This is a genomic window from Ruegeria sp. CDSC052 (assembly GCF_059610685.1).
In genome coordinates, this window is the sequence record NZ_JBXWOB010000010.1 from 67,674 (window position 1) to 85,618 (window position 17,945).

A 17,945-nucleotide genomic window follows, 5' to 3' on the forward strand; every position below is an offset into this window, starting at 1 on the left:
GTCTAACCTCCGATCTGACGCCAGCGGCGCCCGTCGCGATGCATCAGCATCAGAGCTTCTTCAGGCCCGGAACTGCCTTGATCATATTTCGATGGCCGGTCACCCCGGTTTTCCCAACCCTGAATAATAGGGTCAACCCAAGCCCAGGCGGCTTCGGCCTCGTCGCCACGCATGAACAGTGTCTGGTCACCGCGGATCACATCCATCACCAGCCGTTCATAAGCGTCCTGAGCCCGCGCATCTGCGCCCAGCGCCTCGGCAAAGCTCATATCCAGCGACACATCCGACAGGCGGAACCCGCCCGGACCAGGATCTTTGATGGTGGTGCGCAGGGTGATCCCTTCGTCCGGTTGCAGACGGATCACCAGCACATTTCCATGCAATGGCCCTACATTGGGGAAGATAGTGTGTGGAGGATCCTTGAAGTAGACGGCGATTTCCGACTCGCGAGCACGCAAACGTTTTCCGGTGCGCAGATAAAAAGGCACCCCAGCCCAACGCCAGTTACCCAAATGAACCTTTAGCGCAATATAGCTTTCTGTCCGGCTTGCAGGGTTGCCGACATGGTCCAGATACCCGTCACCGCCCTCACCCGTGCGGTATTGACCGCGGGCGATATCCGCAGGCATCACCGGCTCAAGCGCCTCGATCACTTTGACCTTTTCATCGCGAACCGCGTTGGGAGAGAACTTGGACGGCGGCTCCATCGCAGTCAGGCACAGCAGCTGTACCAAGTGGTTCTGGATCATATCCCGCATTGCACCCGACTGATCGTAATAGGCCCCGCGCCCCTCGACGCCGACGGTTTCAGCCACGGTGATCTGGACGTGGTCGACATGTGTTGCGTTCCACAACGGCTCGAACAGGGAATTGGCAAAGCGCAGGGCCATCAGGTTCTGCACGGTCTCTTTGCCCAAATAGTGGTCGATCCTATAGATCTGATGTTCTTCGAAACAGGCGCGCAGCCCTTCGTTCAGCGCTTTGGCCGAGGCCAAATCATGACCAAACGGCTTTTCCACAACGATACGACTGTCAGGCGTTGCAAGATCGTGATCGTTCAGCCGTTTCGCAATGCCCGAGAACAAGCTTGGGCCGACAGAAAGGTAAAACGCTCGCACAACGTCTGGGCGCAATGACTTGGCCAGATTGTTCCAGCCCGCATCACCCAAGGCATCAACCTGTACATATTCCACGCGTGACAGAAAGCGGTCCAGAACGTCTTTTTTGAATTCCGGCGCGAACTCTTTCATCGAGGCGCGAATCTGATCCCGAAACGCGTCACTATCAATGGCGGATCGGGCGGACCCGATAATCCGGGCTTCGTCTGGCATCTGGCCGACTTCGAAACGATGACACAAACCCGGCAGAATTTTTCGCTGCGCCAGATCACCGGTCGCGCCAAACAGCACCAGATCGAACGGGTTAACGGGAATTACGCGTGAAACCATCGTCGGGCTCCTTCAATCCTCTGCTGAACCACAATAGCACTTAAAGCTAACAGCGCCGGTGAATAGAAAATGTTATCGCTAACATTCACTATTTCCTTAGGCAAAGCGAGAAAAGAAAGCAAGGGTGGATTTGACGCACTACCCCTGGCTGCGCAACCATTCCATCACAGCCGGTCGCACGGATTGCTCTCCGCGATGACGAGCGTCCGATATGATCTTGCGCACTGCTTGCAGATCTGCCCGCAACAATACGCTTTTGACCGGCCCAATCGACGCCGGGCGCATCGACAACGTCCGGATTCCCATCGCGGCCAGACACAGCGCCTCGACCGGGCGTCCTGCGTCTTCACCGCAGAAGCTGAGTGGCGTATCCGAGATGTTGCAGCGTTCTACGATCCGTTCGATAAAAGTCAGGAAACTGACATTCAGCGAGTCATAGCGGCGGCGGACCAACTCGTTTTCACGGTCGGCAGCAAAGAAGAACTGTTTCAGATCATTGCCACCAATCGAAATGAAATCGACTTCGTCAAAAAACTTCTGCGGTGCAAAAGCGAGTGAGGGTGTTTCCAACATCGCTCCGACTTCAATACTTTCAGGCAGGGCATGGCCCAGACGTTTCTCGCGGTCGATGGTCTTATTCACTTCCCATCGCGCTTCATAATACTCTTCCGCTTGTGCCACGAATGGGAACATGACCGTCAACGGACGACCATTGGCGGCCCGGATCAGAGCCTGCAGCTGCATCCGCATCACGCCGCGTTTATCCAGGCCAACCCGAATTGCGCGCCAGCCTAAGGCCGGGTTCGGCTCCTCGATATGTTTCATGTAGGGCAGAACTTTGTCGGACCCGATATCCAGCGTGCGAAATACCACGCGCTTTTTATCGGCCGCATCCAGAACCCGCTGATATTGCGTCACAAGCTCGGAACGCTTGGGCATCTTATTGCGGATCAGGAACTGCAGCTCGGTACGAAACAGGCCCACGCCTTCGGCACCGGAATTGTTCAGCGAAGGCAGGTCCGCCATCAGACCCGCGTTCATCACCAGATTGATCCGCTCTCCATCCCGCGTCACCGTGGGCGTTTCGCGGATTGAGGCATAGCGTTCCTGCGCCTTGGCCTGCATCGCGACCTTATCACGGAACGCGCTGACCACGGTATCTTCTGGTCTCAGCTGCACAGTGCCCTGATCGCCATCAACCAGGATATGGTCTCCGTTCAGGGCCTCGGTCGTAATGCGGCCGACATGGACCACCAGTGGTATGGCCAAAGCACGGGCAACAATGGTGGCATGGCTTCCGACCGAGCCCTCTTCGAGCACGATGCCTTTCAAGGACCGGCCATATTCCAGCAGGTCACCTGGACCGATATTCCGGGCAACCAGGATTGGGTCCGGTGGCAGGTCGGCACTGTTTGTCTGCCCTTGCCCGGTCAAAATGCGCAGCAGACGGTTGCTGAGATCGTCCAAATCCGCCAATCGCTCGCGCAGATAGGGGTCGGAGACTTGGCTCATGCGCGCGCGCGCCTGGGATTGTTCCTTTTCCACCGCAGCTTCGGCGCTAAGCCCAAGTGCAATGTCCTCCTCCATTCGGCGCATCCAGCCCTTGGAGTTGGCGAACATGCGATAGGCTTCCAGAACCTGCAGCTGTTCCTTGTCGCCGTTCTTGGATATCTCGAGCATCTTGTCGACACCGACGCGCAATTCTTCGACCGCCTCGGTCAGACGTTCTTGTTCGCGATGCGGGTCATCGGCAATCGGGTTGGTAACAACAACGCGCGGTTCGTGCAGCCAGACATGGCCTTCGGCCGAGCCCTCTTGTGCAGGGCCGCCTGTAAACTGAACCGGTTGCTGGTGGCGTGGCGACAGGGCCGCGCCCTCGCCAACGAATGCTCCCAGTTCAGCCATTTCGGCCAGAACCATTGCAACCACTTCCAGCGCATAAACTTCATCCGCAGAATATTCGCGCGCGTTTCGGGACTGAACAACCAGAACGCCAAGCTTTTCACCCAGCCGCTGAATCGGCACACCCAGAAAAGACGAGAAACGCTCCTCGCCCGTTTCCGGCATATAGCGAAAGCCCTTGGCTGACGGCGCATCGGGCGTGTTCACGATTTTGCCGGATTTCGCGACGCGCCCCACCAGTCCTTCGCCCATGCGCATACGGGTCTTATGAACGGCCTCGGGCGACAGGCCTTCGGTCGCACAAAGTTCCAGGGTTTCTTCGTCGCGGAACAGATAGATCGAGCAGACCTCGGCCCGGATACTGTCTGCGATCAGGTGAGTGATCCGGTCAAGACGTTCCTGACCGGCAGCTTCGCTCGCCATCTCTTCACGCAGCCGCCCCAGCAGCTTACGGGATTCTGTTTCAGTGCCGTCTGCCATAGCCCAACCAGTCTAAGGTTTCAGGCGTGACCCTTGGCTGAATTGCTCAGGCCGCCTTGTCCAATTCAAAGGCATCATGCAGTGCCTGAACCGCAAGTTCCATGTATTTCCTGTCTACCAAGACGGAAATTTTTATCTCAGAGGTTGTAATGACCTTGATGTTGATACCCTCATCCGAGAGTATCTTGAACATTTTGGCCGCAACACCCGATTGCGAACGCATTCCAATCCCGACCACAGAAACCTTGCAGACATCATTATCTGCGACCAGGTCGGCATAGTTCAGCTCTCCTCGGTCTTTCACAGCCAACAGCGCCTTTTCGGCGCGCGTCACCTGATCCGTGGGGCAAGAAAAGGTCATATCCGTGCGCCCTTCGTCCGAGATGTTCTGAACGATCATATCCACATTCACGCCCGCGTCGCTAAGCGCCGTGAAGATGATCGAGGCGATACCGGGGCGGTCCGCCACGGAAACGACGGTCATCTTGGCCTCGTCACGAGAATAGGCCACACCGGCCACAACATTGGATTCCATGATATCCTCCTCGTCGCAGACCAGCGTACCGGCCTCGTCGGATTGTTCTTCAAAACTTGAGAGAACGCGCAATTTCACTTTATATCGCATCGCCAGCTCAACCGAGCGGGTTTGCAGCACCTTAGCCCCAAGCGAGGCCAGTTCCAGCATTTCTTCGAATGAGATCCGATCCAGCTTACGCGCTTTTTGGCAGATGCGCGGGTCGGTCGTGTAAACGCCGTCTACATCGGTATAGATGTCGCAGCGCTCGGCCCCGAATGCGGCAGCAAAGGCCACCGCAGTGGTATCCGACCCGCCACGGCCCAGTGTCGTGATACGGCCTTCAGGGCTGAGACCCTGGAAACCCGCGACAACGGCCACTTTCATGCCCTCGCCGAATTTCTGGTTCAGGTTGTCGGTCGGAATATCCTCGATCCGGGCCTGGCTGTGGGCGCTGGTGGTCAGCAACGGCACCTGCCAGCCCTGCCAACTGCGGGCTGGTACGTCCATCTCTTGCAATGTCAGCGCCATAAGGCCGGCGGTGACGTTTTCCCCCGAAGACACCACGGCGTCATATTCGCGCGCATCAAACAGTGGCGAGGTTTCGTTGACCCAGCCCACCAGCTCGTTGGTCTTGCCCGACATGGCCGAGACGATGACGATCACGTCATAACCCTTGGCCACCTCAACGCCGATGCGCTTTGCAGCACGGCGGATACGGTCCAGATTTGCGACGGATGTGCCGCCGAATTTCATCACGAGTACGGGCATGGGGGCTGATGTCTCCGCGCCTTGGAATTCAGATCCCGTGCGTCTTATGCGAGGGGGGCCGCAAGAGCAAGAGTGCAATACCGCATCAGTCGGGGCCTAGCATCGCTTTACAACCGCGTATGACGGTGTAAGCCTGACGCATCAAATTCACTACGAGGTATTCAATGCACCGTCTTGCCCTTGTCCTTGCCCTATTTTCCACACCTGCGGCGGCGCAAGTCGCCTCGCTGACCGGCACCGACGGTCAAAACGCCTTGGGGAAGGTGCCCTGTGCGACCAGCCCAGGCGAGGCGATGCGCACTTGCAACGCCGAAATGCGGCGCCGTGACGACGGCAGCTCTACGCTTGCGGTTGCGATGGGAAATGGCGAAGTCCGCAACATCTATTTCACCGATGGCATCCCGGATTCAACAAATTCGGCAGCTAAGATCACCTATGAAAACCGAGGCGATGTTATGGTGATTTTCGTTGATCCCGGTGAGGTATATGAGATCCCTAAAGTCGCTCTTGCCCGTCAGTAAGGGTGCGACTGGCCTTCATAGGTTTCAAAGCACCCGGTACTTTCAAGTGACAGAGTATCGAAACGGTTGATTAGGCCCTGAACAGCCTTATCAACCGTGATATCAGCCCCGGTCCCACCCATATCCGTCTGAACCCAGCCGGGATGGTAAATGCCTACTGAAATGCCGTCGCCGCGCAGGTCCACAGCAAGATTGCGCCCCAGGTTCAGAACCGCCGCCTTGGACGAGCGGTAGATATAGCTGCCACCAGGCGCCCGCGTGTGCGAGGCCATCTGCGAGGATAAAATCGCAATCTTTCCCTGTGCCGCGCGCAGATTGGGCAACAAGGCCTGAACTGTCAGAAAGACCCCCGTCACATTGGCAGCGAAACTCTGCGCCCACATTTCGGCGGGGTAGCCATCGATGGTTTGGGATTTATCCAGATATACACCGGCATTGCAGACCAGCAGATCAACAGGGCGCATTGCCAGTTTTTCCGCCATCGCTTTATGTTGTTTTGGGTCTGTTACATCCAGCGCCACCTCCGCGCTGCCATCCCGAGCCGTGCCCGTTACATCGCATCCTTGCGCCCGATACCTGTCCGCCAGAACCTTTCCGATCCCCCGCCCAGCACCGGTGATAACAACATGCATGGGCTAGTTCGTCTTGCGCGAAGGTACGAAAGGCAGCGGCGCAACAGGAACGCCGTCATCGATCAATGCCCTGGCTTCTTCTGGCTTGGCCTCGCCATAGATCGCACGTTCCGGCGCGTCGCCCAAATGTATCTTACGGGCCTCTTTGGCAAAATCCTTGCCAACATAATCCGAGTTGTCCTCGACTTTGCGCCGCAGCTCAGAAAGGGCTTTCTCGACATCAACGCTTGGCGTAGCCATGTTGACGACCTCATCCCGAGATGTCGGAACCGTGGCACGAGATTCGACCGTACGTCCGGGGCGGACACGCGGGGTCATGATTGCTTTTTCAACTTGCGGATCACCGCACACAGCGCATGTCACCATGCCCGCGGCGGCAAGTTTGTCGTAAGCGGCGGCTGATTGAAACCAACTGTCAAAGCTGTGACCGCTATTACATTTCAACGCATATTGAATCATGTTCTGTCCAGATGTCGGATGCCAAATAGATACCAACCACTATTGCAATGGCAAGCCCCTGAGGGGGACATCAGTGATACAAATGCTCTACATTGCGTAACAATGATGCAAGATCGGGCGAATTAACCCGAGAGGCGGCATGTCCCAGCGAAAACCACCTGCGCTTGCGCTCTTGCCATTCAGGGTATCGCGCGGCCAGGGATTTGACCACCAGCGGATAGACATCGACCAGATAAACCGCTGATCCTTTCTTGTACCTCCGCTTGTAATGCAGGAACTGCCCAAAGGCATTTGGAGTGCAAGTACCGGTCACACCCGCCTCTTCCCAGGCTTCTTGACTGGCTGTCCCGGAGGGTGAGAGGCCTTCGATCAAATTCCCCTTGGGTATTATCCAACGACCGGAACCACGCGTTGTAATGAGCAACACTTGAGGCGTGCCGCGTTGGACACGATAGCACAGAGCTGCCGATTGCCGTACGACTCGTACAGTGCCCGCTTGATGCAGGTTGAGTTGCCTTTGCTCGATCACGTCCTGCTGCCTCTCCAGGGAACGTTTTATCCGCCTGCCCGGTGCGCTTTTGCGCTTATTTATCGGACCTGCTCCTGAAGAATGCCATATGAAGCGTTATTTTTCAATCCCTTGCATCCGCGCCTCAAGTTTGCGGATCAGAACCTCATGCGGAATATCGGCATCTACTGACAGCCGCCTCAGGCCAAAATGGACGCGGGCGATCTGTTGGTAATAGCGTGTATAGACATAATTCGTACCGCCGCCGGCTATGGCGCCCAACACAGGCACAGATTGCGCAGCCAGTTTTTGCCCCAAAACCACCGCCAGTTTCGGGGCAACGGCAGATATCAGCTTTTGCAAAGCTGGGCCTGTCAGGGTCAGGCGCGCCGAAAAGAAACCCAGATCCGCGCCGTCATCGAAAGACATCGGACCAGCGGCTGACAATACCCGGACACAGTCGAATTTGACACCATCCTCAGAAGGGTCAAACCCTTCGCGCGCCGCAGCGCCCTGAATTGAACGCAGCAGCATGGTCGTGGTTGCCGGTAACTCCATCAATGCGGTCGGAACGCCACCGATACCGCCTGCAGCTCCCATGGCTGTCGTCAGGGCCGTATTGACCCATGGCAACTGATCGGGCACCGCCCTACGCGACCCTTCAGCCGCGTTCATCGCAATCCAAAGCGCCTTTTCTGTCGCCCCGGTTAGGACTTCGCGCACAGATGGCGGCAGCTGTTCAAGCAACGACTCTGCCGAGCCACCGACACTGTTCAACAACTTGACGCCCGGCCCTCCGGCGGATTGGTAAAATCCGGCCAAACGGTCCAGTTCCGCTTCGGCATTGAGTTTTCCGACAAGAACCATGTCCTGCATAAGTACCCTCCTGCCCCTAGAACATCGGCACTTACCGCAACGGTTTCAATAGCTCAGCGGCTCCAGCGGGTTACCGGACCAGTTATTCCGTCCCATCCGCCGGGTATCAGGTCCACGCCCAGAACCCGATCCGGGTTGGTTGGCGGGGGCATCTCGACCCCGGTCAGACGGGTGAAACCAAACCGAGCATAATAGGGTGCATCCCCGACCAACATGACCCTGTCCCAACCCTTGGTTCGCCCGGCCCGCAATCCTTCATGGATCAAAAATCCACCCAGTCCTTCACCTTGATGGGTCGGGTGGACGGCCACAGGGCCCAAAAGCAGCGCGTCCTGATCGCCAACATGCACGGGCCAGAATCTTATTGCACCGGCCAGGATATCCTGCCCGTCCCGCACCACTTGTGACAAGCCTGACATTGGCGGAACATCATCGCGCAGGCGATACGAAGACAGCGCTTCGCGCCCGGGCGCAAAGCACAAATCGTACAAAGCCTCGACTTCCCACCAATCGTCCGGCTCCTCCGGCCTGATCACGAATTGCTGCACCCTGCCCTCTTTTCCTAGCTGGAATTCGCCCTAGCACTTCGTTACGCCTTGGGCAAACGCTTGGAGACCTTATGTTCTATCGCCCAGAAGACGGCCATGGCCTGCCACACAATCCGTTCAACGCCATCATCACCCCCCGCCCGATCGGCTGGATATCAACCCGTGGCGCGGATGGGACCAACAACCTCGCGCCCTATTCGTTCTTTAATGGTGTGGCCTACACACCCCCGCAGGTCATGTTTGCCTCGACCGGAACCAAGGCCGATCAGGACGGTGGAAAGGACAGCATCGCCAATATCGAGGCAACAGGCGTATTCTGCGTGAACGTTGTCGCCCACGCCCACCGCGACGCCATGAACGCCAGTTCAGCCGCGCTGCCCAAACATGTCGACGAGTTCAAACACGCCGGCCTCACCGCAATCGAATGCGAGACCATTCCCTGCGCCCGTGTCGAAGGTGCCCCAGCCGCACTAGAATGCAAGCTCACGCAGATCGTGACCCTGCCCGGACAGGCGAACCGGGTTGTGTTCGGCGAAGTGACAGGGGTGCATCTGCACGACGACCATATGCGGGATGGCAAATTCGATGTGACGTCTTTCAAACCACTGGCACGGCTTGGCTACCGGGATTATTCGGTCGCGTCCGAGCTGTTCAGCCTTTCAAGACCGGATGACTAATGCCTTTACCTGACGCATCGCGCCGATACCCAATCACATTGCCTGACGGCTCGGACCACCCGGGAACGGTCTTCCTGTCTCAGGCTATCGACCACCCCAGAATAGAAGCCGGTGAATACAGCTATGCGTCGGATTTCGACGCACCAGAGGATTGGGCGCAACGCCTTGCCCCTTATCTATTCCCGTTTTCCCGCGAAAAACTTGTCTTGGGTAGATTCTGTCAAATCGCCCACGGCGTCCGGTTCATCACTTCATCGGCCAATCACGCCATGAGCGGGGCGACATGCTATCCTTTTCCCGTTTTCGATCCCGAAAAGCTGTTGGAATATCAACCTGACAGGCGCGATACCGTGATCGGAAATGACGTTTGGATCGCATACGGTGCCTTGATCATGCCTGGCGCTGAAATCGGAGATGGCGCCATTATCGGTGCAGGATCCGTCGTGCGCGGAACAGTACCGCCTTATGCAATCGTGACAGGCAATCCTGCAGAAGTACGACGGTATCGGTTTGAGGCCGGTACAATCGACCGGCTGCTTGCTTTGAAGTGGTGGGATTGGCCAACTGATCTGATTACCGAAGCCGAAAGTGCTCTGCTGTCCGGAAACGTCGATATGCTGGAGCGTTTAGCCCCCTAAAAAAGGCGGCCCATTTGGCCGCCTTTCACAATCAGTGCCCACCCAGAATGCCGGTGCGAACAGAATAATCGACCGCCAGCGCGTAATCGGGGTCATCGTCGCTGTCGACCATCAAATGGCCTGCCTTGTTCAGCAGTTTGTGACAGTCACGACTGAGGTGACGGAGCATGACGCGCTTTCCTGCGGTTTCATATTTCGAAGCGATGTTCTCGATGGCCTGCAATGCCGACTGATCCACCACACGGCTTTCGGCAAAATCGACAATCACGGTTTCCGGGTCGTTTGAAACGTCGAATATCTCAACAAATCCCTCGGACGAACCAAAGAACAGCGGCCCTTGAATCTCGTAGACCTTTGCGCCTTTTTCCGTCAGTGAATCGCGGGTGATTGCATGGATACGCTTGGCGTTATTCCAAGCATAAGCCAGGGCCGAGACGATCACACCAACAACAACCGCTACCGCCAGGTCCTCCATCACAGTCACGACTGTCACCAGCACGATGACAAACGCGTCCATCAAAGGCACTTTGCGCATGATCTTGAACGAATTCCAGGCGAAGGTCCCGATCACCACCATGAACATGACCCCGACCAAAGCGGCCAATGGAATCTGCTCAATCAGCGGGGAGGCGAACAGGATGAATACCAACAGGAACAGCGCCGCTGCGATACCGGCAATGCGCGTACGCCCACCTGATTTCACGTTGATCATGGACTGACCTATCATGGCACAGCCGCCCATGCCTCCGAAAAAGCCAGTGGCCACATTGGCAAACCCTTGGGCGATACATTCTTGCGAGGCACCGCCACGTTTGCCGGTGATTTCGCCAACAAGGTTCAGGGTCAGAAGCGACTCGATCAGGCCAATCGCTGCCAATATTACGGCGTATGGCAGGATGATCTCAAACGTCTCCCAGTTCAGCGGCACCATCGGGATGTGGAACGGCGGCAAGCCACCTTCGATCGAGGCAAGATCGCCCACCCGTGGGACGTCCAGTCCAAAACCAATCACCAATGCTGCGACGACCATGATCCCTGCCAAAGGCGCCGGGACAATGCGTGTAATGCGCGGCACGATAAGGATCACCGCCATAGTCAGGCCGACCAGACCCAACATGGTAAAAAGCTGAATACCGGAAAGCCATTCGCCACCGCTCATGCCATGGCCCGTGTTTTCCATGCTGCCGGGAACTTTGAACTGGCCCATCTGGGCCAGAAAAATCACGATGGCCAATCCGTTCACAAACCCCAGCATCACTGGATGTGGTACCAGCCTGATAAAACGCCCCCAGTGCATCGCCCCTGCGATCAGCTGCAGTATTCCCATCAAAACAACTGTAGCGAAGAGGTATTCGACCCCATGTTCTGCCACCAAGGCAACCATCACCACGGCCAGGGCCCCGGTTGCGCCCGAAATCATACCCGGACGCCCACCGATCAGTGCAGTAATCAGCCCCACCATGAACGCAGCATACAAACCAACCAGAGGATGCACGCCCGCGACAAACGCAAAGGCCACCGCCTCAGGGACTAAAGCAAGTGCAACCGTCAGGCCGGACAGCAGCTCGATCCGAAGGCGCGAGACGGTCAGGCCCTCATCCGGAACCCAACGAAGATCAGGTTTGGCGATACGATTGGCAAAGCTTGCCAGCATAGCTCGGGGCATAGGGCGTCCTGTTGGTTTATGGGTTCGCGCGAAAAAGGGACTTCTATCTGTGAACCGGTTTTTGAGCCACCGCATCAGGCGGGAGGCTGATATGCGCAGCACGCATAGCACATATCTCGCGAATAGGTGAATTGATGTCGGTTCGTTGCCGTCACACCTTGGCTTGATGCTCTGCCTGGCTCGGATAGCAACGACCCGAACCCCTGCGAAAAAGTGATAGAACCACCGGGCGTTCACCCTTGTCAAACCAGGCAGCCCAGCGCACAAATCCTTGAACAAGCACCGTAATCGGAGAAAACCAGTGACCCAGACCAAGATTGCCGTCATCGGCGGATCAGGCATTTACGACATCGACGGATTGGAGAATGCGCAATGGGTCTCGGTTGAAACGCCTTGGGGTAAACCTTCGGACCAAATACTGACCGGCGCGCTGAACGGGATCGAGATGGCGTTCCTGCCTCGCCACGGGCGTGGCCACATTCATTCGCCGACGGACGTGCCCTATCGCGCCAATATTGACGCGCTGAAACGTCTGGGGATCACGGATGTGATCTCGATCTCGGCCTGCGGATCATTCCGCGAGCATATGGCGCCCGGAGATTTTGTTGTCGTCGACCAGTTCATCGATCGCACCTTTGCGCGGGACAAAAGCTTTTTTGGCTCTGGCTGCGTGGCCCATGTCAGCGTTGCACACCCAACCTGCCCGCGCTTGTCAGATGCTTGTGAGACTGCTGGCAAGGCCGCCGGCATCACCGTTCATCGCGACGGCACCTATCTGGCGATGGAGGGGCCGCAGTTCTCGACACTGGCAGAATCCAAAATGTACCGCGAGCATTGGGGCTGCGATGTGATCGGAATGACCAACATGCCCGAGGCTAAACTCGCCCGAGAAGCCGAGCTTTGTTATGCTTCGATCGCGATGGTCACCGACTATGACAGTTGGCACCCGGACCATGGCGAGGTCGACGTGACCGCCATTATCGCCACCCTAACCGGGAACGCCGAAAAAGGCCGAGCGCTGGTCAAGGGCTTGCCAGAGTTGCTGGGGGTAGCGCGCCTGCCCTGCCCGCACGGGTGTGACCGGGCGCTGGAATACGCGATCCTGACCGCGCCAGAAAAACGTGATCCGGCGCTGCTGGCGAAACTGGACGCAGTCGCGGGGCGGGTGCTCTAGCGATTGGTATCAACCCTATTCCGGTCGGCCGCATCAGTACTTAACCGAAAGGCAGCCTTTTAAGTTCGGTACGGGCGGCAGGGAACGGAGAGGATAGGAATGAAACGGCTCGAGGCCCTGGACGCCGCACGCTTTCTGGCATTTTGCGGCATGGTGCTGGTGAACTTTCGCATCGCGGCGCAGGTCAAACCGACAGATGACTGGGCATCGGCGCTTGTCGATGCACTGGAAGGTCGTGCTGCTGCATTGTATGTCATTCTGGCCGGGATCGGTATTGGCCTGTCCAGCCCTTCTGCTAGGATTCTGTTACGACGGGCTGCATTTCTGTTCGTACTTGGCCTGATCAACATGGCCATGTTTGAGGCCGATATCCTGCATTTCTATGCATTGTATTTTGTTGTCGGCGCGGCGTTTCTGTCCTCGTCGATCTTTGGGTTGTGGCTTGGCGCATGCAGTGTCGTTGTCCTGGCCGTTCTCGCCAGTCTTATCTTTGACTATGATCAGGGATGGGACTGGCTTTCCCTGACCCATACCGACCTGTGGACGATACCGGGCTTTGTACGAAACTTGCTGTTCAATGGTTGGCACCCCGTTCTACCTTGGGCAGCGTTCTTGCTGATCGGTATGGCGATTGGGCGATCGCAACTACAGACGGTCTGTGTTCAGCACCGTTTGATCATGTGGGGATTTGGCGCAGCCGTTCTGGCCCTGTTTCCGCAAAAGCTGACAACCGATCCTGACCTGGCCGCCTATCTGGGCACTCAATCCATCCCTCCGGGGCCGTTTTACATTTTGGCCGGGGCTGGAACCGCCTGTGTGGTGATCGGCCTGTTGCTAAAGCTCTGGCCGCGGATTCAGGGGCTGGGCGCCGCGATGGCGCTGACTGCGCCCGGACGGCAAAGCCTGACGCTTTATATTGCGCATATCGTAATCGGGATGGGCATTCTGGAAGAGGCCGGCCTGCTGGACGGATCGCTCAGCGCGCCACAGATCGTTGGCTACGCCTTGGGTTTCTGCGTGCTGTCCTCAGGATTTGCGCTGCTATGGTTCCTGCTCTTCAGACGCGGACCACTTGAGGCGTTGATGCACCGCGTGACCCGGCCCTCAGGGGCTTGACCTTTGCTCGTCACCAAAGCTTGATACTGGCGTATCTTAATCGGAGATCACATGCCCTTTGACATCTGGCTGGCCTTTGTGGCCGCATCCACCGCTTTGCTGCTGATCCCCGGCCCCACTGTTCTGCTGGTGCTCAGCTATGCGCTGTCCAAAGGCCGCAGCGTTGCCGTAGCCTCGACCACCGGGGTGGCGGTTGGCGATTTGGTGGCCATGACGGCCTCATTGCTGGGTTTGGGGGCGTTGGTGCTGGCCTCAGCTACGTTGTTTTCTGTCCTAAAGTGGGTCGGCGCGGCCTATCTGGTCTGGCTGGGCATCAAGCTACTGCGCAGCGCACCGTCGGCGGGGCTGCAGGCGGTTGAACCCGGCGCAGATATCACTGCGCGAGGCGTCTTTGGTCACGCGGCCGCTGTAACCGCCCTGAACCCCAAATCGATTGCGTTCTTTATCGCCTTCGTGCCGCAATTCCTGCGCCCTACCGAACCTTTGGGCCCTCAATTCGCGATCCTGATAGGCACCTTCGTCGGGCTGGCCTGGTTGAACGCATTGGCCTATGCCCTTTTGGCAGATCGGCTGCGCCATATGATCGGCCGCGCAAGCACCATTCGCGCATTGACGCGTTTCGGGGGGCTGACCCTGATCGGTATGGGGATCGCCACATCAATCCTGCGTCGCCCGGCCTGAGGGCCTATTCTGCAGTGTGATCATTCATAAATCCGCGAATAAACCGCCTGATTTCTCGCGCCGCCGACGTGTCGAGTTCCCTGCACAGCTCTACAAAAGCATCGCGCTCGCCACGATCCAGCCGCAGAACCAGCTGGCTGTCCTTTTTGGCTGAAACCTTACGATCTGTCCCTGACATGCACTTTGTCTCCAAAAGACTTCAGAAGGAATGAAACGTATATACTAAGTATATAGAAAACATATGATGGGCAGCTAACAACCTTGCGGAATCTTTGCAAGTAGCCTGTGTTCAATTCAGGTAATTCTTTTTCGGAACCAACGCATTGGCTAAAAAAGACGACGTCTTGGGAAACCTATCTGGTTTTTTCGGTGAGATAGGCAATCGCACGTTCTAGGAAGATTGCAAGCCAGCACGTTCATTCTGTTCTTGCATGACCGTCCCCGATAGGCCAAACAACCCAGCGTGTTTTGACGCCAGAAGGGGATGGTCATGTCAAGAAACAAGTCGGTCAAGGATTACATCCGAACCATCGTCGACTTTCCGCACGAAGGGATCATGTTTCGGGATGTCACCACCTTGTTTGCGGACCCGCGCGGGTTTCGTATGGCGATTGACCAAATGTTGCACCCCTATGCTGGCGAACAGATCGACAAGGTCGTGGGACTTGAGGCGCGCGGTTTCATTTTGGGCGGCGCCATCGCTCATCAGCTGAGCGTCGGTTTCGTCCCCATCCGCAAAAAGGGCAAGCTGCCCGGCACAACAATCAGCCAGGATTACACGCTGGAATATGGCGAGGCCATTGTCGAGATTCACGATGACGCCATCCAACCGGGTGAGAAAATTCTGGTCGTGGATGACCTGCTGGCCACCGGAGGCACCGCCGCCGCCGGGATCAAACTGATCGAACGGCTGGGCGGCGAGATCGTGTCATGTTCCTTCATCATTGACCTGCCAGAACTGGGCGGGCGCAAGGTTCTGGAAGAGATGGGCATGGATGTTCATGTCCTGTGCGAATTCGAAGGACTCTGATCGATCCCACAGTTACAGCCGCAGGACCGCGCCGGGGTTCATGATCCCTTTGGGGTCCAACGCCGATTTGATCGCCCGCATCGCGCTCAATTTGACCGGATCGCCATATCGCTCCAGATCTTCGGTCTTCAATCGCCCGATACCGTGCTCTGCGCTGACGGATCCCTGAAACTCATGCACAAGGTCATGAACGGCCCTTTTTACCTTCGCGCTTTCGGCGTCATACTCTGACCGGGAATGCCCGTTTGGCGGAAACACATTGTAATGTAGGTTTCCGTCGCCTAGATGCCCGAAGCAGTTCACCCGATACGGACCAAGCGCGGCCACAACATCTGCACCACGCTGGATAAATTCTGGGATGGCCGAGATCGGCACCGAGATATCGTGGCTTGAGACCGACCCGATCAGCCGGTTTGCATCCGGAATACGCTCGCGCACGGCCCACATGTCCTGCCGCTGCGCCTCACTTTGGGCAATCACCGCATCGGTGACCAGCCCACGTACCTCAGCGGCCTCGTACAGCACCTCAAACGCGGTTTCAGGTGATTGGCCCATCGACAAGCCAATCTCGATCAGTACAGACCATTCGGGCGGCTCGGCAAAGGCCTGCCGCGTGTCTGGCAGAACCTCACTCAGGAACAAAAGCCCCTGTTGGTGAATCAGTTCAAATGCGCTGACGCTGTCCCCCATGAGGTCCCGCGCCAGCGCCAGCAAATCAACCGCCGCTTCGGCAGAGGTGACCTGAACCATGGCCGTTCCAACCGCCTCAGGGCAGGGAAACAGCTTGAGTGCCGCCGCAGTGATGATCCCTAGCGTCCCTTCGGCTCCGATCAAAAGATTGCGCAGATCATACCCGGTATTGTCCTTTCGCAACCGGCTGAGCCCATGCCAGATTTCGCCGCTTGGTAGAACCGCCTCAAGGCCCAGACACAGGTCACGGGCGTTTCCATAGCGCAACACGTTAACCCCCCCTGCATTTGTCGACAGGTTCCCTCCGATCCTACATGACCCCTGTGAGGCAAGGGAAAGTGGAAATAACCGGTTCGCGCCTTCGGCAGCCGCCTGCACATCTGCAAGGATCACACCGCCTTCTGCAATCATCACATTCTCTGTCGGATAGACAGCCCGGATCGCTGTCATCCGCTCTAGCGAGATCAGCAAAGGCGCAGGCCCGTCCGACGTCACCTGACCGCCAACCACACCGGTGCCGCCCCCATATGGCACCACCGGGACCGATGCCTCGGCAGCCAATCGGACCAGAACCGCCACCTCCTCGGCCGTTCTGGGCACCGCAAGCACCCCCGCCTGCCCGGAAATCCGACGGCGCGGCTCCTCGAGATATCGCGCGGTGACCGGTCGCAGCACTTCATCCGGCAAGGCGGCGCGAATTGATTGGGCGAATTGATCGTCTGCGGGATTCAGGGTCATGCCCATTCCTTGCCCAAGGCAACGGGTCCCGACAAGCCCTATTCCAACTCGATCAGGTATTGCGGCTCTAACACAACCACCGTTGGCCGATCCGGAAGTGAGCGCAGGGATACGGTGATTTCCGACACGCCATCGCGCTCAACCGGGAAATCGCCCCTGACATCCGCCAGAAACCGATCCAGCGAATAGTCCGAAAACCAATGCATCGGAATAATGACCGAGCTTTTCAATCGTTTCAGAACCGAGATCATCTCGGGCAGCGGCATGGTCGTCCCGCCATCAACGGCGGCCATGACAACATCTAACCGCCCAAGGGCCGCAAATTGCGCGTCCGATGGGACGTGGTGCAGATGACCCAGATGCCCGATACACAAGCCCGCCACCTCAAACACAAAGATCGAATTGCCACGTTCTTCGACCCCGCCATAAACAGAACGGATATCGGTCGAGACATTGCGCACCAGCATCTCGTCCAGATCCAGATGATGTTCGATCCCCTCCCCGAACACGCCCCACCCCTCCAGCACATGCGGAATGGCGGGATCGGGGTATTCGGTCCAATGGGTGCCATGGGCGTGGTTCATCGTCACCACATCGGGAATCAGACTGGCCCCGCCGATGAACCCGGTGAAATCCGTCACGGCGTTCAACCCGCCCTGCGTCTGGATCAGGAAAGACGCATGCGCGACATAGCTGATCCGAACCGAATGCTCCGGCACCGGATCCTGCCAGGCTGCTTTATGCAGGTACTCGATCCCCGGCGCCGCATCCGCAATGGCGATGCAATGGCTTGGCCGACGCTCCTGCGCCACAGCCCCGCCCGAGATCACCATCAATGCAAAAACCACCCAGCGCATGACGTGATTGTAGCGCAAG

The 17,945-nt window shown here is 57.4% G+C and carries 19 protein-coding genes; 7 read left to right on the forward strand and 12 right to left on the reverse strand.

From position 1 onward, the window contains the following. Window positions 1-2: 2 nt before the first annotated feature. The 3 genes from zwf to AC2FIM_RS15355 form a co-directional block, all read right to left on the reverse strand. Window positions 3-1,448: a glucose-6-phosphate dehydrogenase gene (gene zwf, locus AC2FIM_RS15345; RefSeq protein ID WP_496678318.1), complete on the reverse strand. Its 1,446-nt coding sequence runs from the start codon at window positions 1,446-1,448 to the stop codon at window positions 3-5. Window positions 1,449-1,586: 138 nt separating this feature from the next. Beyond that, window positions 1,587-3,830, reverse strand: coding sequence for a phosphoenolpyruvate--protein phosphotransferase (gene ptsP, locus AC2FIM_RS15350; protein ID WP_142638037.1), 2,244 nt, complete (start codon window positions 3,828-3,830; stop codon window positions 1,587-1,589). A 46-nt stretch (window positions 3,831-3,876) separates the two neighbouring features. Then, the gene (locus tag AC2FIM_RS15355) at window positions 3,877-5,115 is read right to left on the reverse strand and encodes an aspartate kinase (protein WP_142638035.1); all 1,239 of its coding nucleotides are present in this window, start codon (window positions 5,113-5,115) and stop codon (window positions 3,877-3,879) included. Between the two features lie 164 nt (window positions 5,116-5,279). On the opposite strand from AC2FIM_RS15355, the gene AC2FIM_RS15360 reads away from it, so the two are divergent. Next, window positions 5,280-5,636, forward strand: a complete 357-nt coding sequence (locus AC2FIM_RS15360) for a hypothetical protein (protein WP_142638033.1) — start codon at window positions 5,280-5,282, stop codon at window positions 5,634-5,636. Here the strand turns inward: AC2FIM_RS15360 and AC2FIM_RS15365 are convergent. The 5 genes from AC2FIM_RS15365 to AC2FIM_RS15385 form a co-directional block, all read right to left on the reverse strand. Beyond that, entirely contained in the window at window positions 5,630-6,268 is a 639-nt protein-coding gene (locus AC2FIM_RS15365) for an SDR family NAD(P)-dependent oxidoreductase (RefSeq protein WP_281973265.1), read from the reverse strand. The genes AC2FIM_RS15360 and AC2FIM_RS15365 overlap by 7 nt on opposite strands. Window positions 6,269-6,271: 3 nt before the next feature. Continuing rightward, window positions 6,272-6,727, reverse strand: a complete 456-nt coding sequence (locus AC2FIM_RS15370; protein WP_281973266.1) for a DUF1178 family protein — start codon at window positions 6,725-6,727, stop codon at window positions 6,272-6,274. Window positions 6,728-6,797: 70 nt separating this feature from the next. After that, entirely contained in the window at window positions 6,798-7,256 is a 459-nt protein-coding gene (locus AC2FIM_RS15375; protein ID WP_271950475.1) for an NUDIX hydrolase, read from the reverse strand. A 96-nt stretch (window positions 7,257-7,352) separates the two neighbouring features. Further along, complete coding sequence (locus tag AC2FIM_RS15380; RefSeq protein ID WP_142638025.1) at window positions 7,353-8,111, reverse strand: EcsC family protein; 759 nt, start codon at window positions 8,109-8,111, stop codon at window positions 7,353-7,355. 53 nt (window positions 8,112-8,164) lie between these two features. Further along, a complete protein-coding gene (locus AC2FIM_RS15385; protein WP_142638024.1) occupies window positions 8,165-8,659 on the reverse strand; it encodes a GNAT family N-acetyltransferase in 495 nt (164 codons plus the stop codon). A 71-nt stretch (window positions 8,660-8,730) separates the two neighbouring features. On the opposite strand from AC2FIM_RS15385, the gene AC2FIM_RS15390 reads away from it, so the two are divergent. Together AC2FIM_RS15390 and AC2FIM_RS15395 are read left to right on the forward strand one after the other, a co-directional pair. Next, window positions 8,731-9,336, forward strand: a complete 606-nt coding sequence (locus AC2FIM_RS15390; protein ID WP_142638022.1) for a flavin reductase family protein — start codon at window positions 8,731-8,733, stop codon at window positions 9,334-9,336. Then, window positions 9,336-9,974, forward strand: a complete 639-nt coding sequence (locus tag AC2FIM_RS15395; protein ID WP_142638020.1) for a CatB-related O-acetyltransferase — start codon at window positions 9,336-9,338, stop codon at window positions 9,972-9,974. Before AC2FIM_RS15390 ends, AC2FIM_RS15395 begins: the two co-directional genes overlap by 1 nt. Before the next feature lie 31 nt (window positions 9,975-10,005). On the opposite strand, the gene AC2FIM_RS15400 is transcribed toward AC2FIM_RS15395, so the two are convergent. Then, entirely contained in the window at window positions 10,006-11,640 is a 1,635-nt protein-coding gene (locus AC2FIM_RS15400) for a SulP family inorganic anion transporter (protein WP_496678305.1), read from the reverse strand. Window positions 11,641-11,941: 301 nt separating this feature from the next. Between AC2FIM_RS15400 and AC2FIM_RS15405 the strand changes: the two genes are divergently transcribed. The 3 genes from AC2FIM_RS15405 to AC2FIM_RS15415 all read left to right on the forward strand — a co-directional run bounded on the left by AC2FIM_RS15405 (window position 11,942) and on the right by AC2FIM_RS15415 (window position 14,611). Next, window positions 11,942-12,814 carry an S-methyl-5'-thioadenosine phosphorylase gene (locus AC2FIM_RS15405; protein ID WP_496708226.1) on the forward strand — a complete coding sequence of 291 codons (873 nt, stop codon included), beginning with the start codon at window positions 11,942-11,944 and terminating at the stop codon, window positions 12,812-12,814. Between the two features lie 99 nt (window positions 12,815-12,913). Continuing rightward, window positions 12,914-13,930, forward strand: coding sequence for a DUF418 domain-containing protein (locus tag AC2FIM_RS15410; protein ID WP_496708225.1), 1,017 nt, complete (start codon window positions 12,914-12,916; stop codon window positions 13,928-13,930). 51 nt (window positions 13,931-13,981) lie between these two features. Continuing rightward, a complete protein-coding gene (locus tag AC2FIM_RS15415) occupies window positions 13,982-14,611 on the forward strand; it encodes a LysE family translocator (protein WP_496678298.1) in 630 nt (209 codons plus the stop codon). Window positions 14,612-14,615: 4 nt separating this feature from the next. Here AC2FIM_RS15415 and AC2FIM_RS15420 read toward each other — a convergent pair whose 3' ends face one another. Then, window positions 14,616-14,789 (reverse strand): hypothetical protein, encoded by a 174-nt coding sequence (locus AC2FIM_RS15420; protein WP_281995766.1) that lies wholly within the window; start codon window positions 14,787-14,789, stop codon window positions 14,616-14,618. Between the two features lie 312 nt (window positions 14,790-15,101). Here AC2FIM_RS15420 and AC2FIM_RS15425 point away from each other — a divergent pair, with 312 nt between their 5' ends. Then, complete coding sequence (locus tag AC2FIM_RS15425; protein WP_142638010.1) at window positions 15,102-15,641, forward strand: adenine phosphoribosyltransferase; 540 nt, start codon at window positions 15,102-15,104, stop codon at window positions 15,639-15,641. 12 nt (window positions 15,642-15,653) lie between these two features. Here the strand turns inward: AC2FIM_RS15425 and AC2FIM_RS15430 are convergent, their stop codons facing one another. Next, a complete protein-coding gene (locus AC2FIM_RS15430) occupies window positions 15,654-17,069 on the reverse strand; it encodes an FAD-binding oxidoreductase (protein WP_496678295.1) in 1,416 nt (471 codons plus the stop codon). 38 nt (window positions 17,070-17,107) lie between these two features. Beyond that, window positions 17,108-17,926, reverse strand: a complete 819-nt coding sequence (locus AC2FIM_RS15435) for an MBL fold metallo-hydrolase (protein WP_496708223.1) — start codon at window positions 17,924-17,926, stop codon at window positions 17,108-17,110. Window positions 17,927-17,945 lie beyond the last annotated feature (19 nt).